General features: G+C 69.6%; 20 protein-coding genes. 13 read left to right on the plus strand and 7 right to left on the minus strand.

The window, feature by feature from the left end; translation table 11 throughout:
* The first annotated feature begins 13 nt into the window (after window positions 1-13).
* Window positions 14-1,423 carry a dihydrolipoamide acetyltransferase family protein gene (locus T333_RS08495; protein ID WP_496424083.1) on the plus strand — a complete coding sequence of 470 codons (1,410 nt, stop codon included), beginning with the start codon at window positions 14-16 and terminating at the stop codon, window positions 1,421-1,423.
* Here T333_RS08495 and T333_RS08500 read toward each other — a convergent pair.
* A complete protein-coding gene (locus T333_RS08500; RefSeq protein WP_496424084.1) occupies window positions 1,410-2,654 on the minus strand; it encodes a benzoate/H(+) symporter BenE family transporter in 1,245 nt (414 codons plus the stop codon). The two genes, T333_RS08495 and T333_RS08500, sit on opposite strands and share 14 nt — an antisense overlap.
* Before the next feature lie 241 nt (window positions 2,655-2,895).
* On the opposite strand from T333_RS08500, the gene T333_RS08505 reads away from it, so the two are divergent.
* Complete coding sequence (locus T333_RS08505) at window positions 2,896-3,705, plus strand: sulfurtransferase (RefSeq protein ID WP_357256677.1); 810 nt, start codon at window positions 2,896-2,898, stop codon at window positions 3,703-3,705.
* A 120-nt stretch (window positions 3,706-3,825) separates the two neighbouring features.
* Here T333_RS08505 and T333_RS08510 read toward each other — a convergent pair whose 3' ends face one another.
* On the minus strand, window positions 3,826-4,557 hold the full coding sequence (locus T333_RS08510) for an HNH endonuclease family protein (protein ID WP_496424085.1): 732 nt from the start codon (window positions 4,555-4,557) through the stop codon (window positions 3,826-3,828).
* 44 nt (window positions 4,558-4,601) lie between these two features.
* Complete coding sequence (locus tag T333_RS08515; protein ID WP_354999920.1) at window positions 4,602-4,964, minus strand: hypothetical protein; 363 nt, start codon at window positions 4,962-4,964, stop codon at window positions 4,602-4,604.
* A gap of 288 nt (window positions 4,965-5,252) precedes the next feature.
* On the opposite strand from T333_RS08515, the gene T333_RS08520 reads away from it, so the two are divergent.
* Window positions 5,253-8,051: a DEAD/DEAH box helicase gene (locus tag T333_RS08520; RefSeq protein ID WP_496424086.1), complete on the plus strand. Its 2,799-nt coding sequence runs from the start codon at window positions 5,253-5,255 to the stop codon at window positions 8,049-8,051.
* Window positions 8,048-8,812, plus strand: coding sequence for an SWIM zinc finger family protein (locus tag T333_RS08525; RefSeq protein WP_354999918.1), 765 nt, complete (start codon window positions 8,048-8,050; stop codon window positions 8,810-8,812). Before T333_RS08520 ends, T333_RS08525 begins: the two co-directional genes overlap by 4 nt.
* Before the next feature lie 249 nt (window positions 8,813-9,061).
* Here T333_RS08525 and T333_RS08530 read toward each other — a convergent pair whose 3' ends face one another.
* Window positions 9,062-9,562: an LIC_13387 family protein gene (locus tag T333_RS08530; RefSeq protein WP_496424087.1), complete on the minus strand. Its 501-nt coding sequence runs from the start codon at window positions 9,560-9,562 to the stop codon at window positions 9,062-9,064.
* Between the two features lie 62 nt (window positions 9,563-9,624).
* Here T333_RS08530 and T333_RS08535 point away from each other — a divergent pair, with 62 nt between their 5' ends.
* A complete protein-coding gene (locus tag T333_RS08535; RefSeq protein ID WP_496424088.1) occupies window positions 9,625-10,152 on the plus strand; it encodes a TetR/AcrR family transcriptional regulator in 528 nt (175 codons plus the stop codon).
* Window positions 10,149-10,946 (plus strand): helical backbone metal receptor, encoded by a 798-nt coding sequence (locus T333_RS08540; RefSeq protein WP_496424089.1) that lies wholly within the window; start codon window positions 10,149-10,151, stop codon window positions 10,944-10,946. The genes T333_RS08535 and T333_RS08540 overlap by 4 nt, the downstream gene beginning before the upstream one ends.
* Here T333_RS08540 and T333_RS08545 read toward each other — a convergent pair.
* The 3 genes from T333_RS08545 to icmF all read right to left on the minus strand — a co-directional run bounded on the left by T333_RS08545 (window position 10,918) and on the right by icmF (window position 16,997).
* Window positions 10,918-12,444: a flavin-containing monooxygenase gene (locus T333_RS08545; RefSeq protein WP_496424090.1), complete on the minus strand. Its 1,527-nt coding sequence runs from the start codon at window positions 12,442-12,444 to the stop codon at window positions 10,918-10,920. The two genes, T333_RS08540 and T333_RS08545, sit on opposite strands and share 29 nt — an antisense overlap.
* Window positions 12,445-12,562: 118 nt before the next feature.
* Window positions 12,563-13,642, minus strand: a complete 1,080-nt coding sequence (locus T333_RS08550) for an amidohydrolase family protein (RefSeq protein WP_357256633.1) — start codon at window positions 13,640-13,642, stop codon at window positions 12,563-12,565.
* Between the two features lie 136 nt (window positions 13,643-13,778).
* Window positions 13,779-16,997, minus strand: a complete 3,219-nt coding sequence (gene icmF / locus T333_RS08555) for a fused isobutyryl-CoA mutase/GTPase IcmF (RefSeq protein WP_496424091.1) — start codon at window positions 16,995-16,997, stop codon at window positions 13,779-13,781.
* 370 nt (window positions 16,998-17,367) lie between these two features.
* On the opposite strand from icmF, the gene T333_RS08560 reads away from it, so the two are divergent.
* The 7 genes from T333_RS08560 (at window position 17,368) to T333_RS08590 (ending at window position 23,667) form a co-directional block, all read left to right on the plus strand.
* Window positions 17,368-17,541: a hypothetical protein gene (locus T333_RS08560; protein ID WP_357256637.1), complete on the plus strand. Its 174-nt coding sequence runs from the start codon at window positions 17,368-17,370 to the stop codon at window positions 17,539-17,541.
* A gap of 79 nt (window positions 17,542-17,620) precedes the next feature.
* Window positions 17,621-17,905 (plus strand): hypothetical protein, encoded by a 285-nt coding sequence (locus T333_RS08565; protein ID WP_496424092.1) that lies wholly within the window; start codon window positions 17,621-17,623, stop codon window positions 17,903-17,905.
* Window positions 17,906-18,080: 175 nt separating this feature from the next.
* Complete coding sequence (locus T333_RS08570; protein WP_354999909.1) at window positions 18,081-19,580, plus strand: CoA-acylating methylmalonate-semialdehyde dehydrogenase; 1,500 nt, start codon at window positions 18,081-18,083, stop codon at window positions 19,578-19,580.
* 5 nt (window positions 19,581-19,585) lie between these two features.
* A complete protein-coding gene (locus T333_RS08575; protein ID WP_496424093.1) occupies window positions 19,586-20,725 on the plus strand; it encodes an acyl-CoA dehydrogenase family protein in 1,140 nt (379 codons plus the stop codon).
* Between the two features lie 73 nt (window positions 20,726-20,798).
* Entirely contained in the window at window positions 20,799-21,893 is a 1,095-nt protein-coding gene (locus T333_RS08580; RefSeq protein WP_496424094.1) for an enoyl-CoA hydratase/isomerase family protein, read from the plus strand.
* 41 nt (window positions 21,894-21,934) lie between these two features.
* The gene (gene mmsB / locus T333_RS08585) at window positions 21,935-22,837 is read left to right on the plus strand and encodes a 3-hydroxyisobutyrate dehydrogenase (RefSeq protein WP_357256681.1); all 903 of its coding nucleotides are present in this window, start codon (window positions 21,935-21,937) and stop codon (window positions 22,835-22,837) included.
* Window positions 22,838-22,839: 2 nt separating this feature from the next.
* Complete coding sequence (locus T333_RS08590) at window positions 22,840-23,667, plus strand: enoyl-CoA hydratase (protein WP_354999905.1); 828 nt, start codon at window positions 22,840-22,842, stop codon at window positions 23,665-23,667.
* Window positions 23,668-23,722: the final 55 nt, after the last annotated feature.

Raw genomic sequence — 23,722 nt, forward strand, 5'->3', positions numbered from 1 at the left:
CGAGAGGCGCCCCGTGGAAGACGACGGCCACGTTCTGGAATTCCGGCTCCCGGATCTCGGGGAGGGTCTTTCCGAGGCCGAAGTGGTGTCCTGGTCGGTGGCCGTCGGCGACAGTGTCGAGCTGAATCAGACGATCGCGGAGGTCGAGACCGCCAAGGCCGTGGTGGCGCTGCCCTCGCCGTTCGCGGGACGGGTCGAGGAGTTGCTCGCCGAGCCAGGGGAGACGGTCGAGGTGGGCGCGCCGCTGATCCGGGTGCGGGTCGAGTCGTCGCCTTCCGCCGCTCGGGAGTCCGCCGCGATCCGAGCCCCGCTTCCGCCGTCTCCCGGCACTGACGCGACACAAGCGCCGGTCCCGCCGTCCTCCGAGGCCGACGCGACCGAGGCCGTCCCGTCGTCGCCGGACACCGCCGACGGCAACGGCCGCACCTCGGTGCTCGTCGGTTACGGACCGGAAGGCGAAGCCGAGTCGCGGCGGCGCAGGCCCGCGCCGGAAGGACGCGCCGCGGCAACGCCCGCCGCGCGCAAACTGGCCAAGGAACTCGGCATCGACCTGTGGTTCGTCGCGGGCTCCGGCCCGAACGGAGCGGTGACGGTCGACGACGTGCGCGGCGCCGTGCCCGTCTCGCAACCCCGAATCGCCGCGCCCAGAACCGATATCGCGCCCGTGAACCGCCCCGCGCAGCCGGTGACCGAGCCGAACGCCGGCGTGATCCGCCCCGCGGTGCGCGAGGAGCGTGCGCCGATCACCGGCATCCGCAAGCGCACCGCGGCGGCCATGGTGGTGAGCGCGCGGACGATTCCGCAGGCCAGCGCCTTCGTCACGATCGACTGCACCGCGTCGATGGAACTACTCGACCACCTGCGCACCACCAAATCCTTTGCGGGACTGACGCTCACGCCGCTGGCGCTGGTCGCCAAGGCGACGCTGGCCGCCATCGCGGACTTCCCCGGCGTCAACGCGTACTGGGACGAGGCGAATCAGCAGATCGTCACCAAGCACTACGTGAATCTCGGCATCGCGGTGGCCACCGACCGCGGCCTGCTGGTGCCCAATCTCAAAGAGGCGCAATCGCTCAGCCTGCGCGACCTGTGCCGCGAGATCGGCTGGCTGGCCGAGACCGCGCGCTCCGGCTCGGCGACTCCGGCCGACCTGCGCGGCGGCACCTTCACCATCACGAACGTCGGCGTCTTCGGCGTCGACGCCGGGGTGCCGCTGGTCAATCCCGGCGAGGCCGCGATCCTGTGCCTCGGTTCGATCCGCAAGCGGCCCTGGGTGTTCCGCGACGAACTCGCCGTCCGCTGGGTGACCACGCTCGGCGTCAGCTTCGACCACCGCATGATCGACGGCGAACTGGCCGCGCGCTTCCTCGCGACCACCGCCGGACTGCTGGAAGACCCACTCACCCTGCTCAGTCGGATGTAGCGCGCGCAGGGCTGGCGAGCGCCTGCGGTGTTCCGCTGACGGTCGCCTCCGGCGCGGCTCGCGTATCCAGCACCCGCCGCACGATCAACCCGGCGAGCAACGCCCAGAACGCGGCCCCGATGCCGAGGAATCCGACACCGGACGCGGCGATGACGAAGGTGATCACCCCCGCTTCCCGGTGCTGTTCGGAGCGCAGAGCACCCGCCAGCGCCGCCGCCAGGGTCGCCAGCAGCGCCAGCCCGGCCACCGTTTCCAACGTCCCCTCCGGCGCGGCGGCCACCAGGGTGACCAGCGCCGCGGAGCCGAGCGCGAGCAGCAGGTAGGCGACCCCCGCGGTGCAGGCCGCGATCCACCGGCGCTTCGGGTCCGGATGCGCGGCGGGCGCGGCGGACAGGGCGGCGCTGATCGCGGCCAGATTGATGGCGTGGCCGCCCGCCGGTGCGCCGAGAATGGTGCCGATACCGGTGACTGTCATCGCCGCGCGCCACGGCACCCGGTAGTCGAACGACCGCATCACCGCCGTGCCCGGAATGTTCTGCGAGGCCATGGTGACGATGTAGAGCGGGATGGCGATGCCGATCATCGCTTGCCAATTCCACTGCGGCAGAGCGAGTTCCACTGTCGGCGCCATGGCGGTGAGATCGAGTTCGCGATGCTCGACAACGATGCTCACCGCGGCGCCGATGGCGGCGACGACGAACGCGGCGATCACCGCCCAGCGCTTGGCGAAACGTTGGAGCGCCAGCCACACCGCGATCACCGGAACCACCACCGCCGGGCTGGTCGCCACCGCCTTCACCGGCGCGAGGCACATCGGCAACAGCACGCCCGCCAGCATGGCCTGCGCGATCTCGACCGGAATCGCCGCGACCAGATTCCCAAGCCGCTGCCACAGGCCGGTGATCACGATCAGGACCCCGGTGAGCGCGAAAGCCCCGAGCGCGGCCCGCCAGCCCCCCGCGATCGTGCCCGCCCCCGCGAGCAGCGCGGCGCCGGGCGTCGACCAGGCCAGCGTGATCGGCATCCGGTAGCGGTAGCTGAGCAGGATGATCCCGATGCTCTGGGTGACGCACAGCGCGAGGAGTCCGGACGCGGCTTGGGCCGCGGTGGCGCCGACCGCCGTCAACCCGCTCAGCACCACCGCGAACGAACTGGTGAACCCGACGAGCGCCGTCACCGCGCCCGCCCCGAGCGGTTGTGCCAGCCCGGCGGGCGTGGAAATCGTGGCCATTGTTCGGATGATGCCGCTGGTCGGACGGCGTGTCACCGGCCAGTGCCGGGAAACTGGACCGACTTCCTACCGATGGGTATATCGCGCGAGCCCGCACATCCGCGGCGCGCGGTGCGCAGGCGTACCTCAGCATTCGCTCCGAACATGCGCCGCTATCGACGACGTCGTCGTGCGGTGTCGATTAAGGTGAGACGGTCGGCGCGCGAGAGAAACTGGACGAGGAGCTGGGTTGAGCGCGGTACTGATCTCTGCGGGGGACCTTCGGGAAACATTGGCGGACAAGCGGGTTCGCTTGCTCGATGTGCGATGGGCACTGGGCGACCCGGACGGGCCGCAGCACTATCTGGAGGGCCACATTCCCGGCGCGGTCTTCGTCGACATGGAGACCGAGCTGGCCGCACCGCCCTCACCCGCGCGCGGACGGCATCCGCTTCCCGACATCGCGCAGCTGGAGAAGTGCGCGCGCAGCTGGGGCATCCGCACCGGCGATCCGGTGGTCGTCTACGACGCGACCGGCGGCATGGCCGCGGCACGGGCTTGGTGGCTGCTGCGCTGGGCGGGCATCGCCGACGTGCGCATTCTCGACGGCGGCCTGCCCGCCTGGACGAACGCGGGCGGCGAACTCGCCGCGGGCGCCGAACCCGATCCGGAACCCGGCGACGTCGAACTGCGGCCCGGCCAGCTGCCGGTGGTCGACGCCGACGCCGTCGCGAAGTGGAAGGGCGTGCTGCTCGACGCCCGCGCGGGCGAGCGGTACCGCGGCGAGATCGAGCCGGTCGACCCGAAAGCCGGACACATCCCCGGCGCGGTGAGCGCGCCGACCGCCGAGAACCTGGCCGCCGACGGACGTTTCCGCGCCGCGGCCGAATTGCGCGAGCGCTTCGCGGGTTTCGGCTCCGGCCCGGTCGCGGTGTACTGCGGTTCCGGCGTCACCGCCGCCCACCAGGTCGCCGCGCTCGCGGTCGCGGGCGTCGAGGCCGCGCTGTACCCGGGCTCCTGGTCGCAGTGGTCGAACGATCCCAAACGTCCGGTCGCCACGGGCGCGCAGTAGTCGGTCGGCGAGTGCGAGACGCCTACGACGAGGTAGCGCGGCCGCCGCGGCAACGGGCGGCATCCTGCTGGAACGAAGGCGCCCGGTCCGTCGATAGCACCTCTGGTCGACGGACCGGCGTCATGGACACGTGCGTGCGATGTCGTGCAGCGTGGCGTTGTCGGCCGCGGTCAGCGGCAGTTCGTAGCGCACCGCGACAGTGAGGTAGCGGCCCGCGTAGAAACAGTGGTTCGCGCGCGACGGCGGCAGCCATTCCGCGGGCGTGCTGTCGCCTTTGGCCTGGTTGACGCCCGCCGCGGTGGCCAGCAGATTCGTCTCGACGTCGTTGGCGAACCGCACGCGGCGCTGCGGCGGCCAAGCGAACGCGCCCATGTCCCAGGCGGCCGCGAGCGGGTAGACGTGGTCGATCTGCACGGCGCGGGCATCGGCCTTGCGGAACGCGCTCCGTTCACCGGTGTATGGGTCGTCGAGAGTGCCGGACACGACGACACAGTCCCGGGTGCCCGCGCGGAAACGCACGTCGCTGAGCTGGGCGGCGAGCACGTTGTTGCGGGTGTCGCAGCCGTCGTGCCCGCCGGGGCCGTCGTAGTCGTCGCTCCAGGACGGCCCGAAGACGCAAGCCTGTCCATTCCCGCAGCCGCGCTCGTACCCGCCGGGCCGCGGCCGCTCGGCGACCACCCGCACCTCGGCGAGCAGCTCTTCGAGTTGGGCTCGGCTCGGACTACCCGGCGCGGGGGCCACCGGTCCGGCAGGCCACCCGCCGCAGCCGACAAGCAGCAGCGCCGCGAGAAGCGGCACGAGCAAACGACCACGGATGCGCACGGCGCCAGTTGTACTCGGGGGCACCGACATCCGAGGGCTTCGCCGGGACGGCGCCGATCAGCGGCGAGGTTTGCTCACAACCAGGCGCGCGCGAGCAGGTCGTCATCGGCGACCTCGCTGGCCCGCGGCGGGTATCGGGTGGCCGCGATGGACTCGTGGTGCGCGCCGTCGTGCCCGATCAACCACGAGCCGCCGCGCTCCTCGCACTCGGCGATCTTGGCGAAAGTGGTGAGCAGGAACGTGATCGCCTGATGCGGGTCCGGGGTGTGCGCGAGGTGCTGTGATTCCCCGGGGCGTGACAGGTCCAGCCACACACCGCACTCGCCGTCGAGACGCATCCCGACGATCTTGGCGGCGTTGACGAAGGTGTACTTGCGTCGTTCCCAATGCGTAGTCGGCGTGAAGCTCTGCTCGAGTACCTGGAGCAGAATCGTCATGCTGCTGCCCTCCGCTCGTTGACGCCCAGCTGTGGTTCTCAGTCGTGACCAGCGAATATCCCAGTATGTGCCGAAAACGGCGCCAGCGGTAGCAGCACATCCCGGCGTGGCTCGGGGACGCGTCGACGGACACCCGGTACCACTGGACCCGGGCTGTCTCCGCTGGTCGCGGCATGCTCTCGGTACCGTCCATAGTGCCCCTGAACCGCGAACTTCGCATGGACGCACCTGCGGAACACCGCGCGCACCCCGCGGCGAAGTGTCGGACTCACCTGATTTGATGGGCGGATGCTGCACGGACTGTGGTCGCCAGGGGCCGGTCTGCTGCTGTGGACCGACGACGGGGTGCCGGACGCGCTGCCCGACCCGTTGGGCGCCGTTCTGCGCGCGTCGCGGTTCCGGCACCGGGCCGAGGTTCTCGTGTTCGCGTCCGGTTCGGCCGAGCCCGCCACGGTGCGCGCGCACGCGCTCGCGCCCGAGGCCGCCGCCGCGGCGTTGCGCCAGCCGCTGCCCGCTTCGGCCGTCGCGGGTGATCTGCGCTTTCTCGCTCATGTCGCGCACGGTGTCGAACGCTGGGTGCGGGCCGGGCGGGTCGTCCCGGAACTGCGCAGGGACGACGGCCAATGGTGGGTGCGCTGGCGACTGGTCGGCGGCGCGGCCCAGCGCGCCTGGCTGGCCGAGCTCGCGGTGGCCGCACCGGCAGCGCTGCACGTGGCCGGACGCCCCGCCGCGATGCTGGAAGACCTCGTCGGCGAACTGACCGACCCGATCGCCAGGCGGCTGCTGGACGGCCCGCCGCCGTCGCACCCGCTGCTCGCCGCGCTGGTCGGCGACAGTCCGCTCGACAGCGGCAGCCATCAGCTCGCCGAGGTGCTGGAGCGCTGGCGGGCCAGTCTCACCGTGGACGAGCCGGAACTGGTGCTTCGGCTGCTCGAGCCGGACGGCGAGCTGGGCGTCGCCGACGAGTCGGTCGCGCTGTGGCGGCTCGAGGTCTGCCTGCGCACCGAGGGGGAGGCGCCCTCGCCGATCCCGCTGCACGGCGACCCGAGCCTGATCCGCACCGCGATCGACAAGCTGGGCGAGGCGCAGCGCGCCTATCCGCGCCTGCGCGATCTGCCGACCGATCCGCGCACGATGGATCTGCTGCTGCCCACCGAGGTGGTCGCCGATCTCGTCGCGCACGGTGCGCACGCGTTGCAGGCGGCGGGCGTCCGGTTGCTGCTGCCGCGCGCGTGGAGCATCTCCGCGCCGTCGATGCGGTTGCGCGTGGAGAGCGGGGTCCCGGCGGCGGAGAGCACCGTCGGTATGCGCGGATTGGTCCGTTACCGTTGGGAATTGGCGCTCGGCGACACTGTGCTGACCACAGCCGAGATGGAGCGCTTGGTCCGCGCGAAATCCGATCTCGTCCAGTTGCGCGGCGAGTGGGTGCAGGCAGATCACAAGGTGCTCGCCGCCGCGGCTCGTTACGTCGCCGCGCACAGCGACGATTCGCCGATCACCTTCGCCGACATGATCGGCGAACTGGCGGGCGGGCGCGTCGAGCAGGTGCCGATCACCGAGGTCACCGCCACGGGGTGGGCGGCCGATCTGCTCGATCGGCAGCACGACGCCGAGCCGGTGCCCGCCCCGAGCGGTCTGAAGGCGCAGCTGCGTCCCTACCAGCTGCGCGGGCTGTCCTGGCTGGTCACCATGAGCCGAATGGGCTGCGGGGCGATCCTCGCCGACGACATGGGCCTCGGCAAGACGATCCAGGTGCTCGCGCTGCTGGTGCACGAGCGGGAACAGTCCGACAACCCTGGCCCGACGCTGCTGGTGTGCCCGATGTCGGTGGTCGGCAACTGGCAGCGCGAGGCCGAGCGGTTCGCCCCCGACCTGCGCGTGCTGGTCCACCACGGCGCGGGTCGGCGGGGCGGCGCGGACCTGGACGCGGCGATCGCCGAAGCGGACCTGGTGCTCACCACCTACTCGCTGCTCGCCAGGGATGTCGAGGCGCTAGGCAGACAGGACTGGGAGCGCGTCGTGCTCGACGAGGCCCAGCACATCAAGAACGCCGCGACTCGCCAGGCCCGCGCGGCCCGCTCGTTGCAAGCGCGACATCGCTTGGCGCTCACCGGAACTCCCGTCGAGAACCGGCTCGAGGAACTGCGTTCGCTGCTGGATTTCGCGATGCCGAAGCTGCTCGGCAGCGCGCAGACGTTCCGCGCGCGGTTCGCGGTGCCGATCGAGCGGGAGAACGATCAGAACGCGATCTCGCGGCTGCGCTTCGTCACACAGCCGTTCGTGCTGCGCCGGGTGAAGACCGATCCGTCCGTCATCAGCGACCTGCCGGAAAAGCTGGAGATGACGGTGCGGGCCAACTTGACCGTCGAACAGGCCGCGCTGTACCAGGCGGTGGTCGACGACATGATGGACAAGATCAAAAACGCGAAAGGCATGGCGCGCAAGGGCGCTGTGCTCGGCGCGCTGACCCGCCTCAAGCAGGTGTGCAACCACCCCGCGCACTTCCTCGGCGACGGCTCCGGCGTGCTGGCGCGCGGCAAACACCGTTCCGGCAAGCTGGCGTTGGTGGAGGACGTGGTGGACGCGGTGCTCGCCGATGGTGAGAAGGCATTGCTGTTCACCCAGTTTCGCGAGTTCGGCGAGCTCGTCGCGCCGTTCCTCGCCGAGCGCTTCGGCGCCCCGATCCCGTTCCTGCACGGCGGTGTGCCCAAACGCCGCCGCGACGCCATGGTGACCGGGTTCCAGGCCGAGGACGGTCCGCCGCTGATGTTGTTGTCGCTCAAGGCCGGTGGCACCGGACTGAACCTGACGGCGGCGAATCACGTAATGCACCTGGACCGTTGGTGGAATCCCGCGGTGGAGAACCAGGCGACCGACCGTGCCTTCCGCATCGGCCAGCGGCGCGCGGTGCAGGTGCGCAAGCTCGTCTGCGTCGACACCATCGAGGAGCGGATCGACGAGATGATCAACGGCAAGCGCAGGCTCGCCGACCTGGCCGTCGGCGCGGGGGAGAACTGGATCACCGAGCTGAGCACCGACGAACTGCGTGACCTGTTCACCCTCGGCGCCGAGGCGGTGGGCGAATGAGCTTCGAGGACTACAGCAAGTACGGCAAGCGGCTACCGGTCGAGGGCGGCGTGACGGCGCGCAGCAGGCGCGGCGGATTCGGGCGCACCTGGTGGGGCAAGGCGCTGATCGACGCGGTCGAGGCGATGGCCGAGCCCGGCAGGCTGGCCCGAGGGCGCAGTTACGCGCGCTCGGGACAGGTGGTGAGTTATCGGATCGAACCGGGCGCGGTGGTCGCGGAGGTGCAGGGCAGTCAGCCGCGCCCGTTCACCGCGGCGTTCCGCGTCCGCGCGCTGCGCGAGGACGAACTCGAGCTGCTGATCGAGACGATCCGCAGCTCACCGGGCATGCTGGCCGAGATAGCGTCGGGCGCGCTGCCCTCCGGACTCGGCCCGCTGCTGTTGCCGACCACCGCGGCCGAGCTGGACTTCGACTGCACCTGCCCGGACCCCGGCTGGCCGTGCAAACACGTCGCGGCCGTCTGCTACCTGCTCGCCGAGCGCCTCGACGAGCGGCCCCGCGAGATTCTCACGCTGCGCGGACTGGACCTCGACACGCTGATTCGCGGTATCGAGCGCGATCCGCGACCGGTCGCCACGGAGGATCTGTACGGCGACGAGGCGCTGCTTCCCGACCTGCCGAAGGTCGAATTCCGTTCCGCGATGGACGATCTCGATCCCGTACTGCTGCGCAAGGCGCTGCGCATGAGCTCGGAGGACGAGGCGAGCGCCGCCGCCGGGTTGCGCGAACTCGGTGCGTTGTATGCGCTGCTGCGGCGCTGAGATCGCCGCGGCGATCCGCTGCCGCGCGGCCAGCACCCGGCATCGAGGTCGGGCCCCGCGTCTCCGGACTTCGTCGGGCGGATCCCGTCCGTGCGCTGGGTGCCGGTTTCTCGGTACCGGGTGCCACTTCCAAGTCTGCTCTCGCGGGACCGGCGAGGTAATGCCTGAGCGCTGTCCATCCACTGCCCATGTGCCGAACCTGCGCTGCCAGGCGCTTCCAGGATCGCGCGGCCGACCCGACCCGTCGCGCTACCCAGCTGACCTGCGCTGATATGCCGACTTGGGCGACCCGCCCGCCAGCACGGCCGCGTAGCAAAGCGCGGACAGCCCGGCGAACGCGACCACGGTCTCGGGGAAGTACAGGCAGGAGATCCAGAACGTGCCGCCCGCCGTGACCGCGCAGATCCAGTTGAACAGCGACCAGCGTGCGATCAGCTCGGGAGCCGCCCGCACCGCGACGGCCGCGAGCAGCGGGAAGAGCATTCCGAACAGCCCCAAGGCCACGCTGTAGCCGGTATTGAGCCCGAATACCGTTACTTCCCTGCCGCCTTCGAACAGCGCGGTCGTGGTGTTCCTGCCCAGCTCGTTGATCACTTCCTCGCCCGCGACATCGGCCCCGTTGAAGACGTGCAGCGCGAGCAAGTGGCCGAAGCCGATCAGGCCGAGGAACACGCCGCCCGCGTAGTGGGCCGGTAAAGGCCATCGGGCGACGATGGGGTTGGGCTGAATGGTGGACGTCATCGCGGTCATCGCGACCTCCGAGAGTTGACATACCCAGAACAGAACAAAATTTATGTTATAGGGTGGGCGATGTGGCGGGCAAGACCTCATGGCTGGCATCCGGGCTGACGATCCTCGGCGCGGCGGGACCGACGGCGCTGACCATCGACAAGCTCGTCGCGTCCACCGGACTCAGCACCGGGTCCTTCTATCACCACTTCGCGGGCATGCCCGGCTACAAGAAGGCGCTGCTCGCGCACTTCGAGGAGGTGCAGACGCTGCGCTACATCCGCGAGGTGCAGGCCGCCGAGAATCTGGACCCGCGCGCCAAACTCGATCTGCTGATCGACCTGGTGCTCGCCGATGGCGCACCCGCACGCCTGGAGGTGGCGGTCCGGGCCTGGGCGCTGGACGATCCGGTCGCGGCCGCGGCCAAACAGCGCGTCGACGCGGCCAGGCTGGCGTTCCTGCGCGAGCTGCTCGGCGAGATCGGCTACCCGGAACCCGCCGCCGAGCAGACCGCGCAGATCCTCTACCTGCTGGTGCTCGGCGCGGGCAACACGCTGCCCGAGGTGCCGCCCGAGCGGCTGCGCGTCTTGTGCGACCGGATCCTGTCGTGAATGCCGTTCCGCCGCAGCGTATCTCGTCGACCGACGACTTGGGCGGCGAGGTCCCTATCGTCCGCCCGGTCCGGCGGGTCGTGTCCCTGGTGCCGTCGATCACCGAGTCGGTCGCGGTCACCTGCCCCGAGCTGCTCGTCGCGGCGACGCAGTGGTGCACGCACCCGGCCGACCTCTCCGTCGAGCGGGTGCGCGGCACCAAGAACCCGAATGTCCGCCGGATCGTCGAGCTGGCTCCCGATCTGGTGCTGTGCAATCAGGAGGAGAATCGCCGCAGGGACGTGGAGCGGCTGCGCGAGGCCGGTATCCCGGTGTGGGTCACCAGGATCGAAACCTTGGACGACGCGTTCCCCTCGCTCACCAGGCTTTTCGTCGAGGCGCTCGGAGTCCCGGCGCCGTCCTGGCTGGTCGAAGCCGAAAAGGTCTGGGCCGCCCCTCCTGCGGAGCCAGTTCGGGCGGCAGTGATCCCGATCTGGCGCAAGCCCTGGATGGTCGTCGGTCGCGACACCTTCACCGGTGACCTGGCGTGCCGCCTCGGGCTGCGACTCGTCCACGCCGACCGCCCGGAGCGCTACCCGCGCGTCACGGAGGACGAACTCACCCGCGGCGTCGAACTCGCGATCCTGCCCGACGAGCCGTACGTCTTCACCGAAACCGATGGACCCGAAGCTTTTCCGGGCATACCGGTCGCGCTGGTCGAAGGACGCAGCCTCACCTGGTACGGCCCCTCGCTCGTCACCGCCCGCGACACCTTGACCAGGCAGATCACCGCCGCGACCGCCGACCACCGCTAGACAGGGCCTGAGGCACCGAGGCGAACCGGTAGTCGGTCAGATCGAAATGCCCACTGCGCCAGGCCGCCTCCACCGTGGTCGACGGCCGCAGCGGAACATCACCGTGCTTGTCGAAGTAGTAGCTGTTGGCCACCGAACACGACTCCTGCCAGAACACCTGCCCGCCGCGCCGGGACAGCATCTCCTGGAAGAAGCGGTCGTTGGCTTCCTCGGTGACCTCGACCAGGGTCGAGCCGGTCGCGCGGGCGTGCCGCAGGCAGCGCAGGATGTGGCGGACCTGGTTCTCGATCAGCGCGAAATACGACGAACCGTTGTAGCCGTACGGCCCGATCACCGAGAAGAAGTTCGGGAAGCCGGGGACGCTGACGCCCTCGTATGCCTGTAGCCGGTGCTCGTCCCACCACTTCTCCAGGTCCCGGCCGCCGACACCGCGCAGGTCGTAGGTCGGCATGTTGCCAGACTCCATCACCTTGAACCCGGTGGCCAGGATCAGCACGTCCGCCCGATGCTCGGTCGCGTCGGTTCGCACGCCCGTCGCGGTGATCTCCCGGATCGGATCGGTCTCCAGCAGCACGTTGTCGCGGTTGAAAGCGGCCAGGTAGTCGTTGGAGAAGCTGGGGCGCTTGCAGCCGAGTGCGTAACGGGGCGTGAGCTTTTCGCGGATCACCGGGTCGTGGACCTGGCGGCGCAGGTGGGCGAGCCCGGCGCGCTCGCCCACGGCGGCGGTCGGCAGTGACTTGTAGTAGTGCGCCGCGATGGGAAAGGTCAGTTCCACGTAGGTCTGGCTGATCAACCTGGTCAGCGACCGTCCACCGGGCAGCCGCAAGGCCAGCCGCAGCGGGGCGGGCAGCGGCATGTCCGGGCGCGGCAGGCACCAGATCGGCGTGCGCTGGAAGACGACGAGCTGCGATACCTCGGGCGCGATCTCCGGGATGACCTGCACCGCGGAGGCGCCGGTCCCGATGATCGCGACCCGCTTGCCACGCAGGCTCTGCCCGTGGTCCCAGCGCGAGGTGTGCATGGTGACGCCGCGGAAATCGCCGACGCCCGGGATCTCCGGCATCTTCGGCCGGGTCAGCACACCGGTCGCGCTGATCACGTAGCGTGCCCGCAACTCCTTCCCGGAGCCGGTGCGTAGCCGCCACAGGTGCCGCTCTTCGTCGAATTCGGCGTCGGAGATGGTGGTGCTGAAGCGGATGCGCGGGCGCAGCCCGTACTTGTCGACGCACGATTCGGCGTAGGCCTCGAGTTCGCGACCCGGCGCGTAGACGCGGGTCCAGTCCGCCCGCTGATCGAACGAGAACTGATAGCTGAACGACGGAATGTCCACGGCCACAACGGGATAGGTGTTCCAGTGCCAGGTGCCGCCGACGCCGTCCGCGTCGTCGACGATGAGGAAGTCCTCGAAACCGGCCTCGCGCAGCTTGATCGCCGCGCCGATGCCGGAGAACCCGGCTCCGACGATGATCACTTCGTGGTCGATGGTCTCGTCGTTCATCGCACCGCTCGCTTCATGAGTCCGGCGTACGAACCCATGTGATGTCGGGCGACATCATTGTCCGCACCTGCCACCTCATTAGGCGCGCGCCCGCCGGCTTTGTCAACGGGCCGCGGTGCTACTCGGGAGCCTCGACACGGTAGACGCGTTCCGCGGTGCCACGGAAGATCTGGGCCAGGTCGGCGGGGCCGCCACCGTGGCCGGTCACGATCTCGGCGATGGCCCGGGCGCTGTGGTCGATGCTGGTGATGGGCTTATCCACCGGGAAGTTCGAGCCCCACAGCAGGCGGTCGGGTCCGAAGGCATCCATCGCGTGCGTGACCAGCGGACCGATCCGCTCGACCAGCGTCGGCACCGGCGTCGCGCTACCGCGCGTCGGCACCGGGTGGCCGAGGATGGGCATCATCAATCCGCTGACTTTCGCGACCACATTCGACTGGGCAGCCAGTGCGCTCAGGTCGTCGCGCCAGGTCAGCAGCAGCTTCCTGCGCTCGCCCGGGTTGGCTCCGGTGTGTTTGCCGACCTTGCCGAACAGTCCCGCGGGCGTGCCGAGATGGTTCAGCACGATGGTGACGTCGGGATAGCGCGCGGCCAGTGCCGTCACCTCCGGCAGCTGGTGCGAGTACACCCACGCCTCGAAGGACAGCCCGCGCTCGGCGAGCTCGGCGAACCCGTCGAGGAAGCGGCTCGTGGTGAGTGCGCCCGCGTTGCCCGTGAAGGAGCGGATGGCGGTGTCGGGGTGGTGCGCGACCATCGTGCGGATGCCGCGGAACAGCGGCGACGCCGTCTGGTGCGCGTCGAGCAGGGCCGCGAAGCCGTCGGCGGCCGGGTCGGCCGATCCGATGACGGCGCCGAGCCGCGGGGTGTCGACACCGAAGGGCAGGCTGGCGACCCAGCGGGTCTCGTCGGCCTTGGCGGTCGGACCCGTGCCGGTCCATTCGACCTCGATGTGCACGATCGACTCGACCGGGACGCCCGCGGTGTCGGTCCGGTAGTCGGCGGGCAGGTACGGATGCACGTATGGTGTTGGGTCGCCGACGAATTCGCGGTCGCGGCGCGGGGCCAGCCGGGTGGCGAGATCGATCGGCACCGGCAGGTACTTGAACAGCCGGGCGAGATTGCTGAAATCGCGCGGCGTGGTCAGCGGATCCCACTGGTGGATGTGCGCGTCGATCACGCGTAGACCCGCGAGGTCCATCGTGTCCCTCCTGTCTGGCGGATTTCCCGGCCCGGCGATTGTCACACGACCGGTGCCGGGCCTGGGGGAAATGCTTCGCTCCGGCCGTGCGTGGGCTGCTGACGGACTTCGCCCGGTGTCGCCGATCGCCCCCGCCTCACACGTTGCGGCGGTACTGCCCGCCGACGGTGAAGAAGGCGTCGGTGATCTGCTCCAGCGTGCATACCCGCGCGGCGTCCATCAGCACCTCGAAGATGTTCTCGTCGGTGCGGGCAACCGCGTCCAGGCGGGCCAGCGCCGTGTGCGCCGCGTCCCGGTGGCGCTGCTGGAACTCGCGCACCCGATCGAGCTGGGACTTCTTCTCCGCTTCGGTGGCGCGGGCGAGTTCCAGCACCCGGTGCTGTTCGCCGTGGGGATTGCGGAACGTGTTGACTCCGACGATCGGCAGCGAGCCGTCGTGCTTGCGCCGCTCGTAGAGCATGGACTCGTCCTGGATCTTGCCGCGCTGGTAACCGGTCTCCATGGCGCCGAGCACGCCGCCGCGCTCGCTGATCCGCTCGAACTCGGTGAGCACCGCCTCCTCGACCAGATCGGTGAGTTCGTCGACGATGAAGCTGCCCTGCATCGGGTTCTCGTTCATCGCCAGCCCCCACTCGCGGTTGATGATCAGCTGGATCGCCAGCGCGCGGCGCACCGATTCCTCGGTCGGGGTGGTCACCGCCTCGTCGTAGGCGTTGGTGTGCAGGCTGTTGCAGTTGTCGTAGACGGCGATCAGAGCCTGCAGCGTGGTGCGAATGTCGTTGAAGTTCATCTCCTGGGCATGCAGCGAACGGCCCGAGGTCTGGATGTGATACTTCAGCTTCTGCGAGCGCTCGTTGGCGCCGTAGCGGTCGCGCATAGCGATCGCCCAGATGCGCCGCGCGACCCGGCCGATCACCGAGTACTCGGGGTCCATGCCGTTGGAGAAGAAGAACGACAGGTTGGGCGCGAAGTCATCGATGTCCATGCCGCGCGCGAGATAGGCCTCCACGTAGGTGAATCCGTTGGCGAGGGTGAAGGCCAGCTGACTGATCGGGTTCGCGCCCGCCTCGGCGATGTGGTAGCCCGAGATGGACACCGAGTAGAAGTTGCGAACCTTGTTGCGCACGAACCATTCCTGGATGTCGGCCATCATGCGCAGGCTGAACTCGGTAGAGAAGATGCAGGTGTTCTGGCCCTGGTCCTCCTTGAGGATGTCGGCCTGCACGGTCCCGCGCACGGTGGACAGCGTCCGCGCCCGGATGTCGGTTGCCTCCTGCTCGGTCGGCGCGCGGCCCGCGCTCGTCGAGAATCGTTCCAGCGCTTGGTCGATGGCCGTGTTGAGGAAGTAGGCGAGGATGGTCGGGGCCGGGCCGTTGATGGTCATGGAGACCGAGGTGGTCGGCGCGGTCAGGTCGAAGCCGTCGTAGAGCGCCTTCATGTCGTCGAGCGAGGCGATGGAGACACCGGACGTGCCGACCTTGCCGTAGATGTCGGGGCGCTCGTCTGGATCGCGGCCGTAGAGCGTCACCGAGTCGAAAGCGGTCGAAAGGCGTTTCGCATCGGAGTGTTCGGAGAGCACCTTGAACCGCCGGTTGGTGCGGAACGGATCACCCTCGCCCGCGAACATCCGCGCCGGATCCTCGTTGTCCCGCTTGAACGCGAACACCCCCGCCGTGAACGGGAAGCGACCGGGCAGGTTCTCCGCACGCAGAAACCGCAGCAGCTCACCGTGATCGGTGAAGCGGGGCAGCGCGACGCGCGCGATGCTGCTGCCCGACAACGACTCCCGTCTCAGCGGCGTGTGCAACTCACGGTCGCGCACCCGCACCACCTGCTCCGCGCCACGGTAACTCTCGGCGACCGAGGGCCATTCGGCCAGCAGCGCGGCATCGTCGTCACTCAGTTCGCGGCGGGCGGTATCGAGCAGCTCGGCCACCGCGGTGGCCTCGGGTAGTTCGGCCAGCACTTGCTCGAGCCGCTGGACGCGCTGCGCCGCCGCGACCTGCCGGGCCGTCTCGGCATGGTATTCGCGCACCGCCTCGGCGATCTCGGCCAGATACCGCACCCTGGCAGGCGGAATGATCTGGGCAAAGCGGGTGGAGACCTTGGTGTCCACCCGCGGCAGCGTCCCTGGCTCGAGCCGCAGGCCGTGCTCGCTCAACAGGCCGGTCAGGTGCTGGTAGAGCGCGGTCACGCCGTCGTCGTTGAAGGTTGCCGCGCTGGTGCCGAAGACGGGCATGTCCTCCGGGCGCGAGCCGAATGCCTCACGGTTGCGCAGTAATTGGCGCGACACGTCGCGCACCGCGTCGGACGCGCCCCGGCGCTCGAACTTGTTGATCGCCACCACGTCGGCGTAGTCGAGCATGTCGATCTTCTCGAGCTGGGAGGCGGCGCCGAACTCGGGCGTCATGACGTACATCGACACGTCGACGTGGTCGACGATGGCGGTGTCGCCCTGCCCGATGCCCGGTGTCTCCAGGACGACCAGGTCGTATCCGGCCGCCTTGCACGCCGCGATGATGGTGTCGACGTTCCGCGGCAGCTCGTGATTGCCGCGGGTGGCCAGCGAGCGGAAGAACAGGTGCGCGCCGTCGAGCGCGTTCATCCGGATGCGGTCACCGAGCAGCGCGCCGCCCCCGCGGCGCCGGGTCGGATCGACGGCGAGGATCGCGACGCGCGGCTTGTACTGCTGGTCCGAGCGCAGCCGCCGCACCAATTCGTCGGTGAGAGAGGACTTTCCCGATCCGCCGGTGCCGGTGATGCCGAGTACCGGCACGGCGCGCGCGTCGGCCGCGGCGAGCAGCGCCTCGCGGGCGGCGGCGGGCAGCGTGTCCTGCTGGAGGCAGGTGATGGCGCGGGCCAACGCGGGTCGCTCGCCCGCGAGCACCGCCTCGGTCGCGGGGAAATCCTCGGCGAGATCGACATCGCAGATGCGCACCAACTCGTTGATCATGCCCGGCAAGCCGAGCCGCTGGCCGTCCTCGGGGGAGAAGATCCGCACGCCGGAAGCGGCCAGGCGCTCGATCTCCTCGGCCACGATCACCCCGCCGCCACCGCCGAAGACCCGGATGTGGCCTGCCCCGGCCTCTTTCAGCGCGGCCGCGAGGTATTCGAAGTACTCGATGTGGCCGCCCTGATAGGAGCTGACCGCGACGCCCTGCACGTCCTCCTCGATCGCGGCGGCGACCACCTCGTGCACGGCGCGGTTGTGGCCGAGGTGGATCACCTCCGCGCCCTGGGACTGGAGGATGCGGCGCATGATGTTGATCGCGGCGTCGTGCCCGTCGAAGAGGGCGGCCGACGTCACGAAACGCACGGGATGGGTGGGCGTGTAGAGCGCGCTGCTGTCGGCCACGGGAGTCCTCCGGCGAGTCGTCCTGACGCCCGATACTAGGACGTCAAAGTAATTCTACGGTGATGGGGATCACACCGCCAGGATTCGCGGCGGTCCCGGCGACCGTGCCGGTTTCCGGTCCTCGCGAGGGTTCCGATCAGCCTGACCGCAACCGGCGACATCGGCCGCGCACTCGAGTTCCGATGGAGATTGTCGTAATCGGAGCGAAGGGCCGGATTGTGAACAGCTTCATCACCGCGAGGGTCTGGGCGCCGCCGCGTCCTCCTTTGGTGGCTGTCCGTCCCGGCGCCGGGCTCCCCGCCCTGTCGCGTGCCGCTGGCATCACCCCGTGCTCGCTAGGTCTCTCGAAAAGGTCTGGAGGTCAATGGATATGAGCGATCGCCCGACCCCGAGTGGGCGAGCCGCCGCCTGCTGGCGCCCGGCGCGACCCGGCTCCGCGTCCGCCGTCGGACCGCGCGAGATGCGAGTGCTCACCGATCTGCGGGTCGGCCCGGTTCCGTTGCTCACGATGGAATGGCTCGCGACCGGCGGCGGTCTCGGTTGATCGCCCCGGCGCCCGTCGCGTAGCCCGGGTCTGTCTCCACGCCCTCGGACATACTGATCCGACGGCGTGCGAGCATCGGGTGGGGAACGCGCTGCGGCGGCTGGTCGACGACGGTGTGCTGAGCGCGGAGCAGCGCGACGCCGTGTTGGCGGCGGTGGCCGCCGAGGAGGCAGCTCGGCCGTCGCCGGGCAAGCTCCGCGCGGAGGTCGCGGCGTACGCGGGGGCGGTCGCGCTCGCGATCGCCGAGGCGGTCTCGGAGCTGTCGGGAGGGCTCGGCGCGGCCGGGTTCGTGCTGATCGTCGGTGCGGTGCTGCTGGCGGCGGGCGCCATCGCTATGACGCGTTCGCCGCGCAGATCCGACTGACGCGGGGCGGTGCGACCGAAGCGGCCCGGCCGGAGAGGCGGCTGAAGGCGCACGGCGACTCGGCGAGGTGGGATGGATCACATTCACCAACCGGCGGATCATTACTTGGACATCCAACTATAGGATGACCGCAGATCGCGCCTCCGCGCGTCGACGACGACAGACAAGGACTGGCATGGTTCGCGAACTCACTCATTTCATCGGCGGGCAGCACGTCCCGGGCACCTCCGGCAACTTCGGTGACGTCTTCGACCCGAACATCGGTCAGGTGCAGGCGCGGGTGCCGCTGGCGAGCAAGGCCGAGGTCGAGGCGGTCATCGCGAACGCGGCGGCGGCCCAGCCGGAGTGGGCGGCGTTCAATCCGCAGAAGCGGGCCAGGGTGCTGATGAGGTTCCTGACCCTGGTGCAGGACGAGATGGACAGCCTGGCCGCGCTGCTCTCCGCCGAGCACGGCAAGACCATCGCCGACGCCAAGGGCGACATCCAGCGCGGGCTCGAGGTCATCGAGTTCGCCACCGGCATCCCGCACCTGCTCAAGGGCGAATACACCGAGAGCGCGGGCACCGGCATCGACGTCTACTCGATGCGTCAGCCGCTCGGCGTCGTCGCGGGCATCACTCCGTTCAACTTCCCGGCGATGATCCCGCTGTGGAAGGCGGGCCCGGCCCTCGCCTGCGGTAACGCGTTCGTGCTCAAGCCGTCCGAGCGCGATCCCTCGGTGCCGCTGCGGCTCGCCGAGCTGTTCCTGGAGGCGGGTCTGCCCGCGGGCGTGTTCAACGTGGTCAACGGCGACAAGGAGGCCGTCGACACCCTGCTGCACGATCCGCGGATCAAGGCCGTCGGCTTCGTCGGCTCCACCCCGATCGCGCAGTACATCTACGAGACCGCGACCGCGAACGGCAAGCGCGCCCAGTGCTTCGGCGGCGCCAAGAACCACGCCATCGTGATGCCCGACGCCGATCTCGACGACGTCGCCGACCAGCTGATCGGCGCGGGCTACGGCTCGGCGGGCGAGCGCTGCATGGCCATCTCGGTGGCCGTGCCGGTCGGCGAGGAGACCGCGGACCGCCTGGTGGCCAAGCTGACCGAGCGCGTGCACAAGCTCAACATCGGCCGCTCGGACGATCCGGGCGCCGACTTCGGCCCGCTGGTCGGCAAGGACGGCGTGGACCGGGTGAACAACTACGTCCAGATCGGCATCGATGAGGGGGCCGATCTGGTCGTGGATGGTCGCGGCCTGACCGTCGAGGGCGGTGAGGACGGCTACTTCGTCGGCGCGACCCTGTTCGACAAGGTCACCTCCGAGATGCGGATCTACCGGGAGGAGATCTTCGGCCCGGTGCTCACCGTGGTCCGCGCCAAGGACTACGAGGAAGGCTTGCGCCTGGCCAACGAGCACGAGTACGGCAACGGCGTCGCCATCTTCACCCGCGACGGCGACACCGCCCGCGATTTCGCGTCCCGGGTCGAGGTCGGCATGGTCGGCATCAACGTGCCGATCCCGGTGCCGATCGCGTACTACACCTTCGGCGGCTGGAAGCGTTCCGGCTTCGGTGATCTGAACCAGCACGGCCCGGACTCGATCCGCTTCTACACCAAGACCAAGACGGTGACCCAGCGCTGGCCTTCCGGTCTGAAGGAGTCCAACGCGTTCGTCATCCCGACGATGGACTGAGCCGGATGTTCACCTTGGACGAGGACGAGCGCGCGATCGGCGAGACCGCGCGTCAGTTCGCCGACGAGTTCCTCGCGCCCAACGCGCTGGAATGGGACGAGCGGAAACACTTTCCGGTGGACGTGCTGCGCAAGGCGGGCCCACTCGGTCTCGGCGGCATCTACGTCCGCGAGGACGTGGGCGGCTCGGGACTGCGCAGACTCGACGCCGTGCGCATCTTCGAGCAGCTGGCCACCGGCTGTCCGGCGGTGGCGGCCTACATCTCCATCCACAACATGGCCGCCTGGATGATCGATGCCTACGGCACGGAGGAGCAGCGCCAGCACTGGTTGCCCGGACTGACCTCGATGGAGTTGCTCGGCAGCTACGCGCTGACCGAACCGGGCGTCGGCTCCGACGCGGCGGCGTTGAGCACCAAGACCGTTCGCGACGGCGACGACTACATCCTCAACGGGGCCAAGCAGTTCATCTCCGGCGCGGGCGCCAACGACGTCTACGTGCTGATGGTCCGCACGGGTGAGGAAGGGGCGCGCGGCATTTCGGCGCTGATCGTCCCCGCCGACACGCCGGGCCTGTCGGTCGGGCCGAACGAGCGGAAGATGGGCTGGAACGCCCAGCCGACCCGCCAGGTCGTGCTGGAGGACGCCCGCGTCCCGGTCGCCAACCGGCTCGGCGCGGAGGGCGACGGCTTCCGCATCGCCATGAACGGGCTCAACGGCGGGCGGCTGAACATCGCGGCGTGCTCGGTCGGCGGTGCGCAGGCGGCGCTGGACAAGGCGGTGCCGTATCTCGCCGATCGCCAGGCCTTCGGCAAGCCACTGAACAAGAACCAGGCGCTGCAATTCGAATTGGCCGATATGCGCACCGAATTGGAGGCCGCGCGGACGCTGCTGTGGCGCGCGGCCGCAGCGCTCGACGCGGACGCGACCGACAAGGTCGAACTGTGCGCGATGGCCAAGCGATTCGCCACCGACGTCGGCTTCGAGGTGGCCAACAAGGCACTCCAATTGCACGGCGGCTACGGCTATCTGCACGAATACGGTCTGGAGAAGATCGTCCGGGATCTGCGCGTCCACCAGATCCTCGAGGGCACCAACGAAATCATGCGGGTGGTCGTCGCCCGCTCGGTCATAGGAGCAGCATGAGCGAACGAAGTGAGCGAATCATGTGCCAGCGCGCCTCGCGCATGCCGGAGCCGAGCGTCAGCGAGGCGCAGGCATGAGCGACGTACTCATCGAGAAGCGCGACGGCCTCGGCCTGATCACGCTGAACCGGCCCAAGGCCATCAACGCGCTGAATCACCCGATGGCGCTGGCCATCACGGATGCGCTGCGCGCGTGGGCCGAGGACGACGAGGTGCGCACCGTCGTGGTCACCGGCGCGGGGGAGCGCGGGCTGTGCGCGGGCGGCGACATCGTCGCGATCCACGCCGACGCGCTCGCGCTGAATGATCGCTCCGCAAGCTCCGCGAAAACCGGTGACGCGGTAGCCGATTCGCCGACCGGCCTGTTCTGGCGCGACGAGTACATCCTCAACGCGCTGATCGGCCGCTACTCGAAGCCGTACGTGGTGATCATGGACGGCATCGTGATGGGCGGCGGCGTCGGCCTTTCCGGCCACGGCAGCCACCGCGTCGTCACCGAGCGGTCCAAGGTCGGCATGCCCGAAGTGGGCATCGGCTTCATCCCCGATGTCGGCGGCACCTACCTGCTCGCGCGCACGCCGGGCGAGATCGGCACGCACGTCGCGCTGACCACCGCGCGGATGGGCGCTGGCGACGCCATCGCGGCCGGATTCGCCGACTACTACGTGCCTTCGGACGACATCCCGGCGCTGCTCGACGCCCTGCGCACAGCGAGCGCCGACGCCGCGATCGCCCAGTTCGCCAAGGCCGCACCGGAATCCGAACTGCTCGGGCAGCGGGACTGGATCGACGCCTGTTACAGCGCGGACACCGTCGAGGAGATCGTGGCCCGGCTGCAAGCCTACGACGCGCCGGAGGCGAGCAAGGCGGCGTCCGATCTGCTCGCCAAATCGCCTGTCGCGCTGAAGGTCACGCTGCGCTCGTTGCGCGCGGCGCGCGAGTTGTCGAGCCTGGAGGCGGTGCTGAACGAGGAGTACCGCGTGTCCATCGCTTCGCTCGGATCGCACGACCTGGTCGAGGGCATTCGCGCGCAGGTCGTCGACAAGGACCGCAACCCGCAGTGGCGACCGGCGTCCCTTGCCGAGGTCACCGACGCGCAGGTGGCGGCGTATTTCGCCGAATTGGGCGACAAGGAACTGGGTTTGGCGACACCGGAGGCAGAGCAGTGAACGCAGCATCGCACAGCGATTCGACCAGGGATGGTGACCGGGTGACGGGCGGGCAGAAGATCGGTTTCCTCGGCCTCGGTCACATGGGCGCGCCCATGGCGGCCAACCTGGTCCGCGCGGGCTACGACGTGCTCGCGTTCGACCCGGTGCCCGCGGCCAAGGAGCAGGCGCGTAAGGATGGCGCGACCGTGGTGGAGACCGCCGTCGCGGCCGCCGCGGACCGCGACGTGGTGATCACCATGCTGCCCAACGGCAAGCTGGTGCTCGACGTCTACGCCGATCTGCTGCCCGCCGCGAACCCCGGCACCCTGTTCATCGACTGCTCCACCATCGACGTCGCCGACGCCAAGGAGGCCGCCGCGCGGACCGTCGCGGCCGGGCACCGCGCGCTCGACGCACCCGTCTCGGGCGGCGTCGCGGGCGCGGCGGCGGGCACCCTGACCTTCATGGTCGGCGGCGCGGCGGCCGATTTCGCCGACGCGCTCCCGCTGCTCGAAGTGATGGGCGGCAAGGTGGTGCACTGCGGCGACGCGGGCGTCGGCCAGGCCGCCAAGATCTGCAACAACATGCTGCTCGGCATCTCGATGATCGGCCTGTCCGAGGCGCTGGTGCTCGGCGAGAAGCTGGGCCTGAGCCACCAGTCGTTCTTCGACGTGGTCTCCACCGCGTCGGGCCAGAGCTGGGCGCTGACCAGCTACTGCCCGGTCCCCGGCCCGGTTCCCACCAGCCCGGCGAACAACGACTACCAGCCGGGATTCGCCACCGCGCTGATGACGAAGGACCTCGGTCTGGCCGCGAACGCTTTGCGCGCCAACGGCATCGACGGTCAGCTCGGCGCGCTCGCCGCGGAGATCTACACCCGGTTCAACCAGACGGACGCGGGCAAGGACTTCTCGGCTATCGTCACCGATATCCGTAACCGATCCGATCAAGAGGTGGCCTGAAGATGGATGCATCGCGAAGCGATTCCGTGAGGGGTGGCGGCCGGGCGACGGGTGGGCCAGACTTCGAGACGATTCTGCTGGAGCGCAAGGGCCGGGTCGGCTGGATCACGCTGAACCGTCCGAAGGCGCTCAACGCGCTGAACGCGCAGGTCCTCGACGACGTGATCGCCGCGCTGGACGAGCTCGAGCACGACGACGAGATCGGCGCCGTGGTCATCACCGGCTCGGAGCGGGCCTTCGCGGCGGGCGCCGACATCAAGGAGATGCAGCCCAAGTCGTACATGGATATGTTCATGGACGATTTCTTCGCCCGGTGGGACCGGCTGGCGAACTTCCGCAAGCCCACCATCGCGGCGGTCGCGGGTTACGCGCTCGGCGGCGGCTGTGAGCTGGCGATGATCTGCGACATCCTGATCGCCGCCGACACGGCCAAGTTCGGGCAGCCGGAGATCAAGCTGGGCGTCATCCCCGGCATCGGCGGCTCGCAGCGCCTGACCAGGGCGATCGGCAAGGCCAAGGCCATGGATCTGGTGCTGACCGGCCGCAATATGGATGTCGAGGAGGCCGAGCGCGCCGGACTCGTCTCGCGCATCGTGCCCGCCGCCGAGCTGCTCGACACCGCGCTCGAGGTGGCCGAGACCATCGCGGGGATGTCGCTGCCGGTCGCCATGATCGCGAAGGAGTCGGTCAACCGCTCCTTCGAGACCACCCTCGCCGAGGGCCTGCGCTTCGAACGCCGCGTGTTCCACTCGCTGTTCGCGATCGAGGACCAGAAGGAAGGCATGACCGCCTTCGTCGAGAAGCGTCCGGCGAAGTTCAACAACCGCTGAGTCGGTGCACGGCTCGCGCGCCCGCCCCCGAGGCGTTCGCGCGAGCCGTTGCTGT

This window comes from Nocardia sp. CNS-044 (genome assembly GCF_059570515.1).

Coding starts and splice junctions, on each gene's coding strand:
- T333_RS08500 (WP_496424084.1), bottom strand. CDS start 2,654: ATGGCCACGATTTCCACGCCCGCCGGGCTGGCACAACCGCTCGGGGCG.
- T333_RS08510 (WP_496424085.1), bottom strand. CDS start 4,557: ATGTCGGTGCCCCCGAGTACAACTGGCGCCGTGCGCATCCGTGGTCGT.
- T333_RS08515 (WP_354999920.1), bottom strand. CDS start 4,964: ATGACGATTCTGCTCCAGGTACTCGAGCAGAGCTTCACGCCGACTACG.
- T333_RS08520 (WP_496424086.1), top strand. CDS start 5,253: ATGCTGCACGGACTGTGGTCGCCAGGGGCCGGTCTGCTGCTGTGGACC.
- T333_RS08525 (WP_354999918.1), top strand. CDS start 8,048: ATGAGCTTCGAGGACTACAGCAAGTACGGCAAGCGGCTACCGGTCGAG.
- T333_RS08530 (WP_496424087.1), bottom strand. CDS start 9,562: ATGACCGCGATGACGTCCACCATTCAGCCCAACCCCATCGTCGCCCGA.
- T333_RS08545 (WP_496424090.1), bottom strand. CDS start 12,444: ATGAACGACGAGACCATCGACCACGAAGTGATCATCGTCGGAGCCGGG.
- T333_RS08550 (WP_357256633.1), bottom strand. CDS start 13,642: ATGGACCTCGCGGGTCTACGCGTGATCGACGCGCACATCCACCAGTGG.
- T333_RS08560 (WP_357256637.1), top strand. CDS start 17,368: ATGAGCGATCGCCCGACCCCGAGTGGGCGAGCCGCCGCCTGCTGGCGC.
- T333_RS08570 (WP_354999909.1), top strand. CDS start 18,081: ATGGTTCGCGAACTCACTCATTTCATCGGCGGGCAGCACGTCCCGGGC.
- T333_RS08575 (WP_496424093.1), top strand. CDS start 19,586: ATGTTCACCTTGGACGAGGACGAGCGCGCGATCGGCGAGACCGCGCGT.
- T333_RS08580 (WP_496424094.1), top strand. CDS start 20,799: ATGAGCGACGTACTCATCGAGAAGCGCGACGGCCTCGGCCTGATCACG.
- T333_RS08590 (WP_354999905.1), top strand. CDS start 22,840: ATGGATGCATCGCGAAGCGATTCCGTGAGGGGTGGCGGCCGGGCGACG.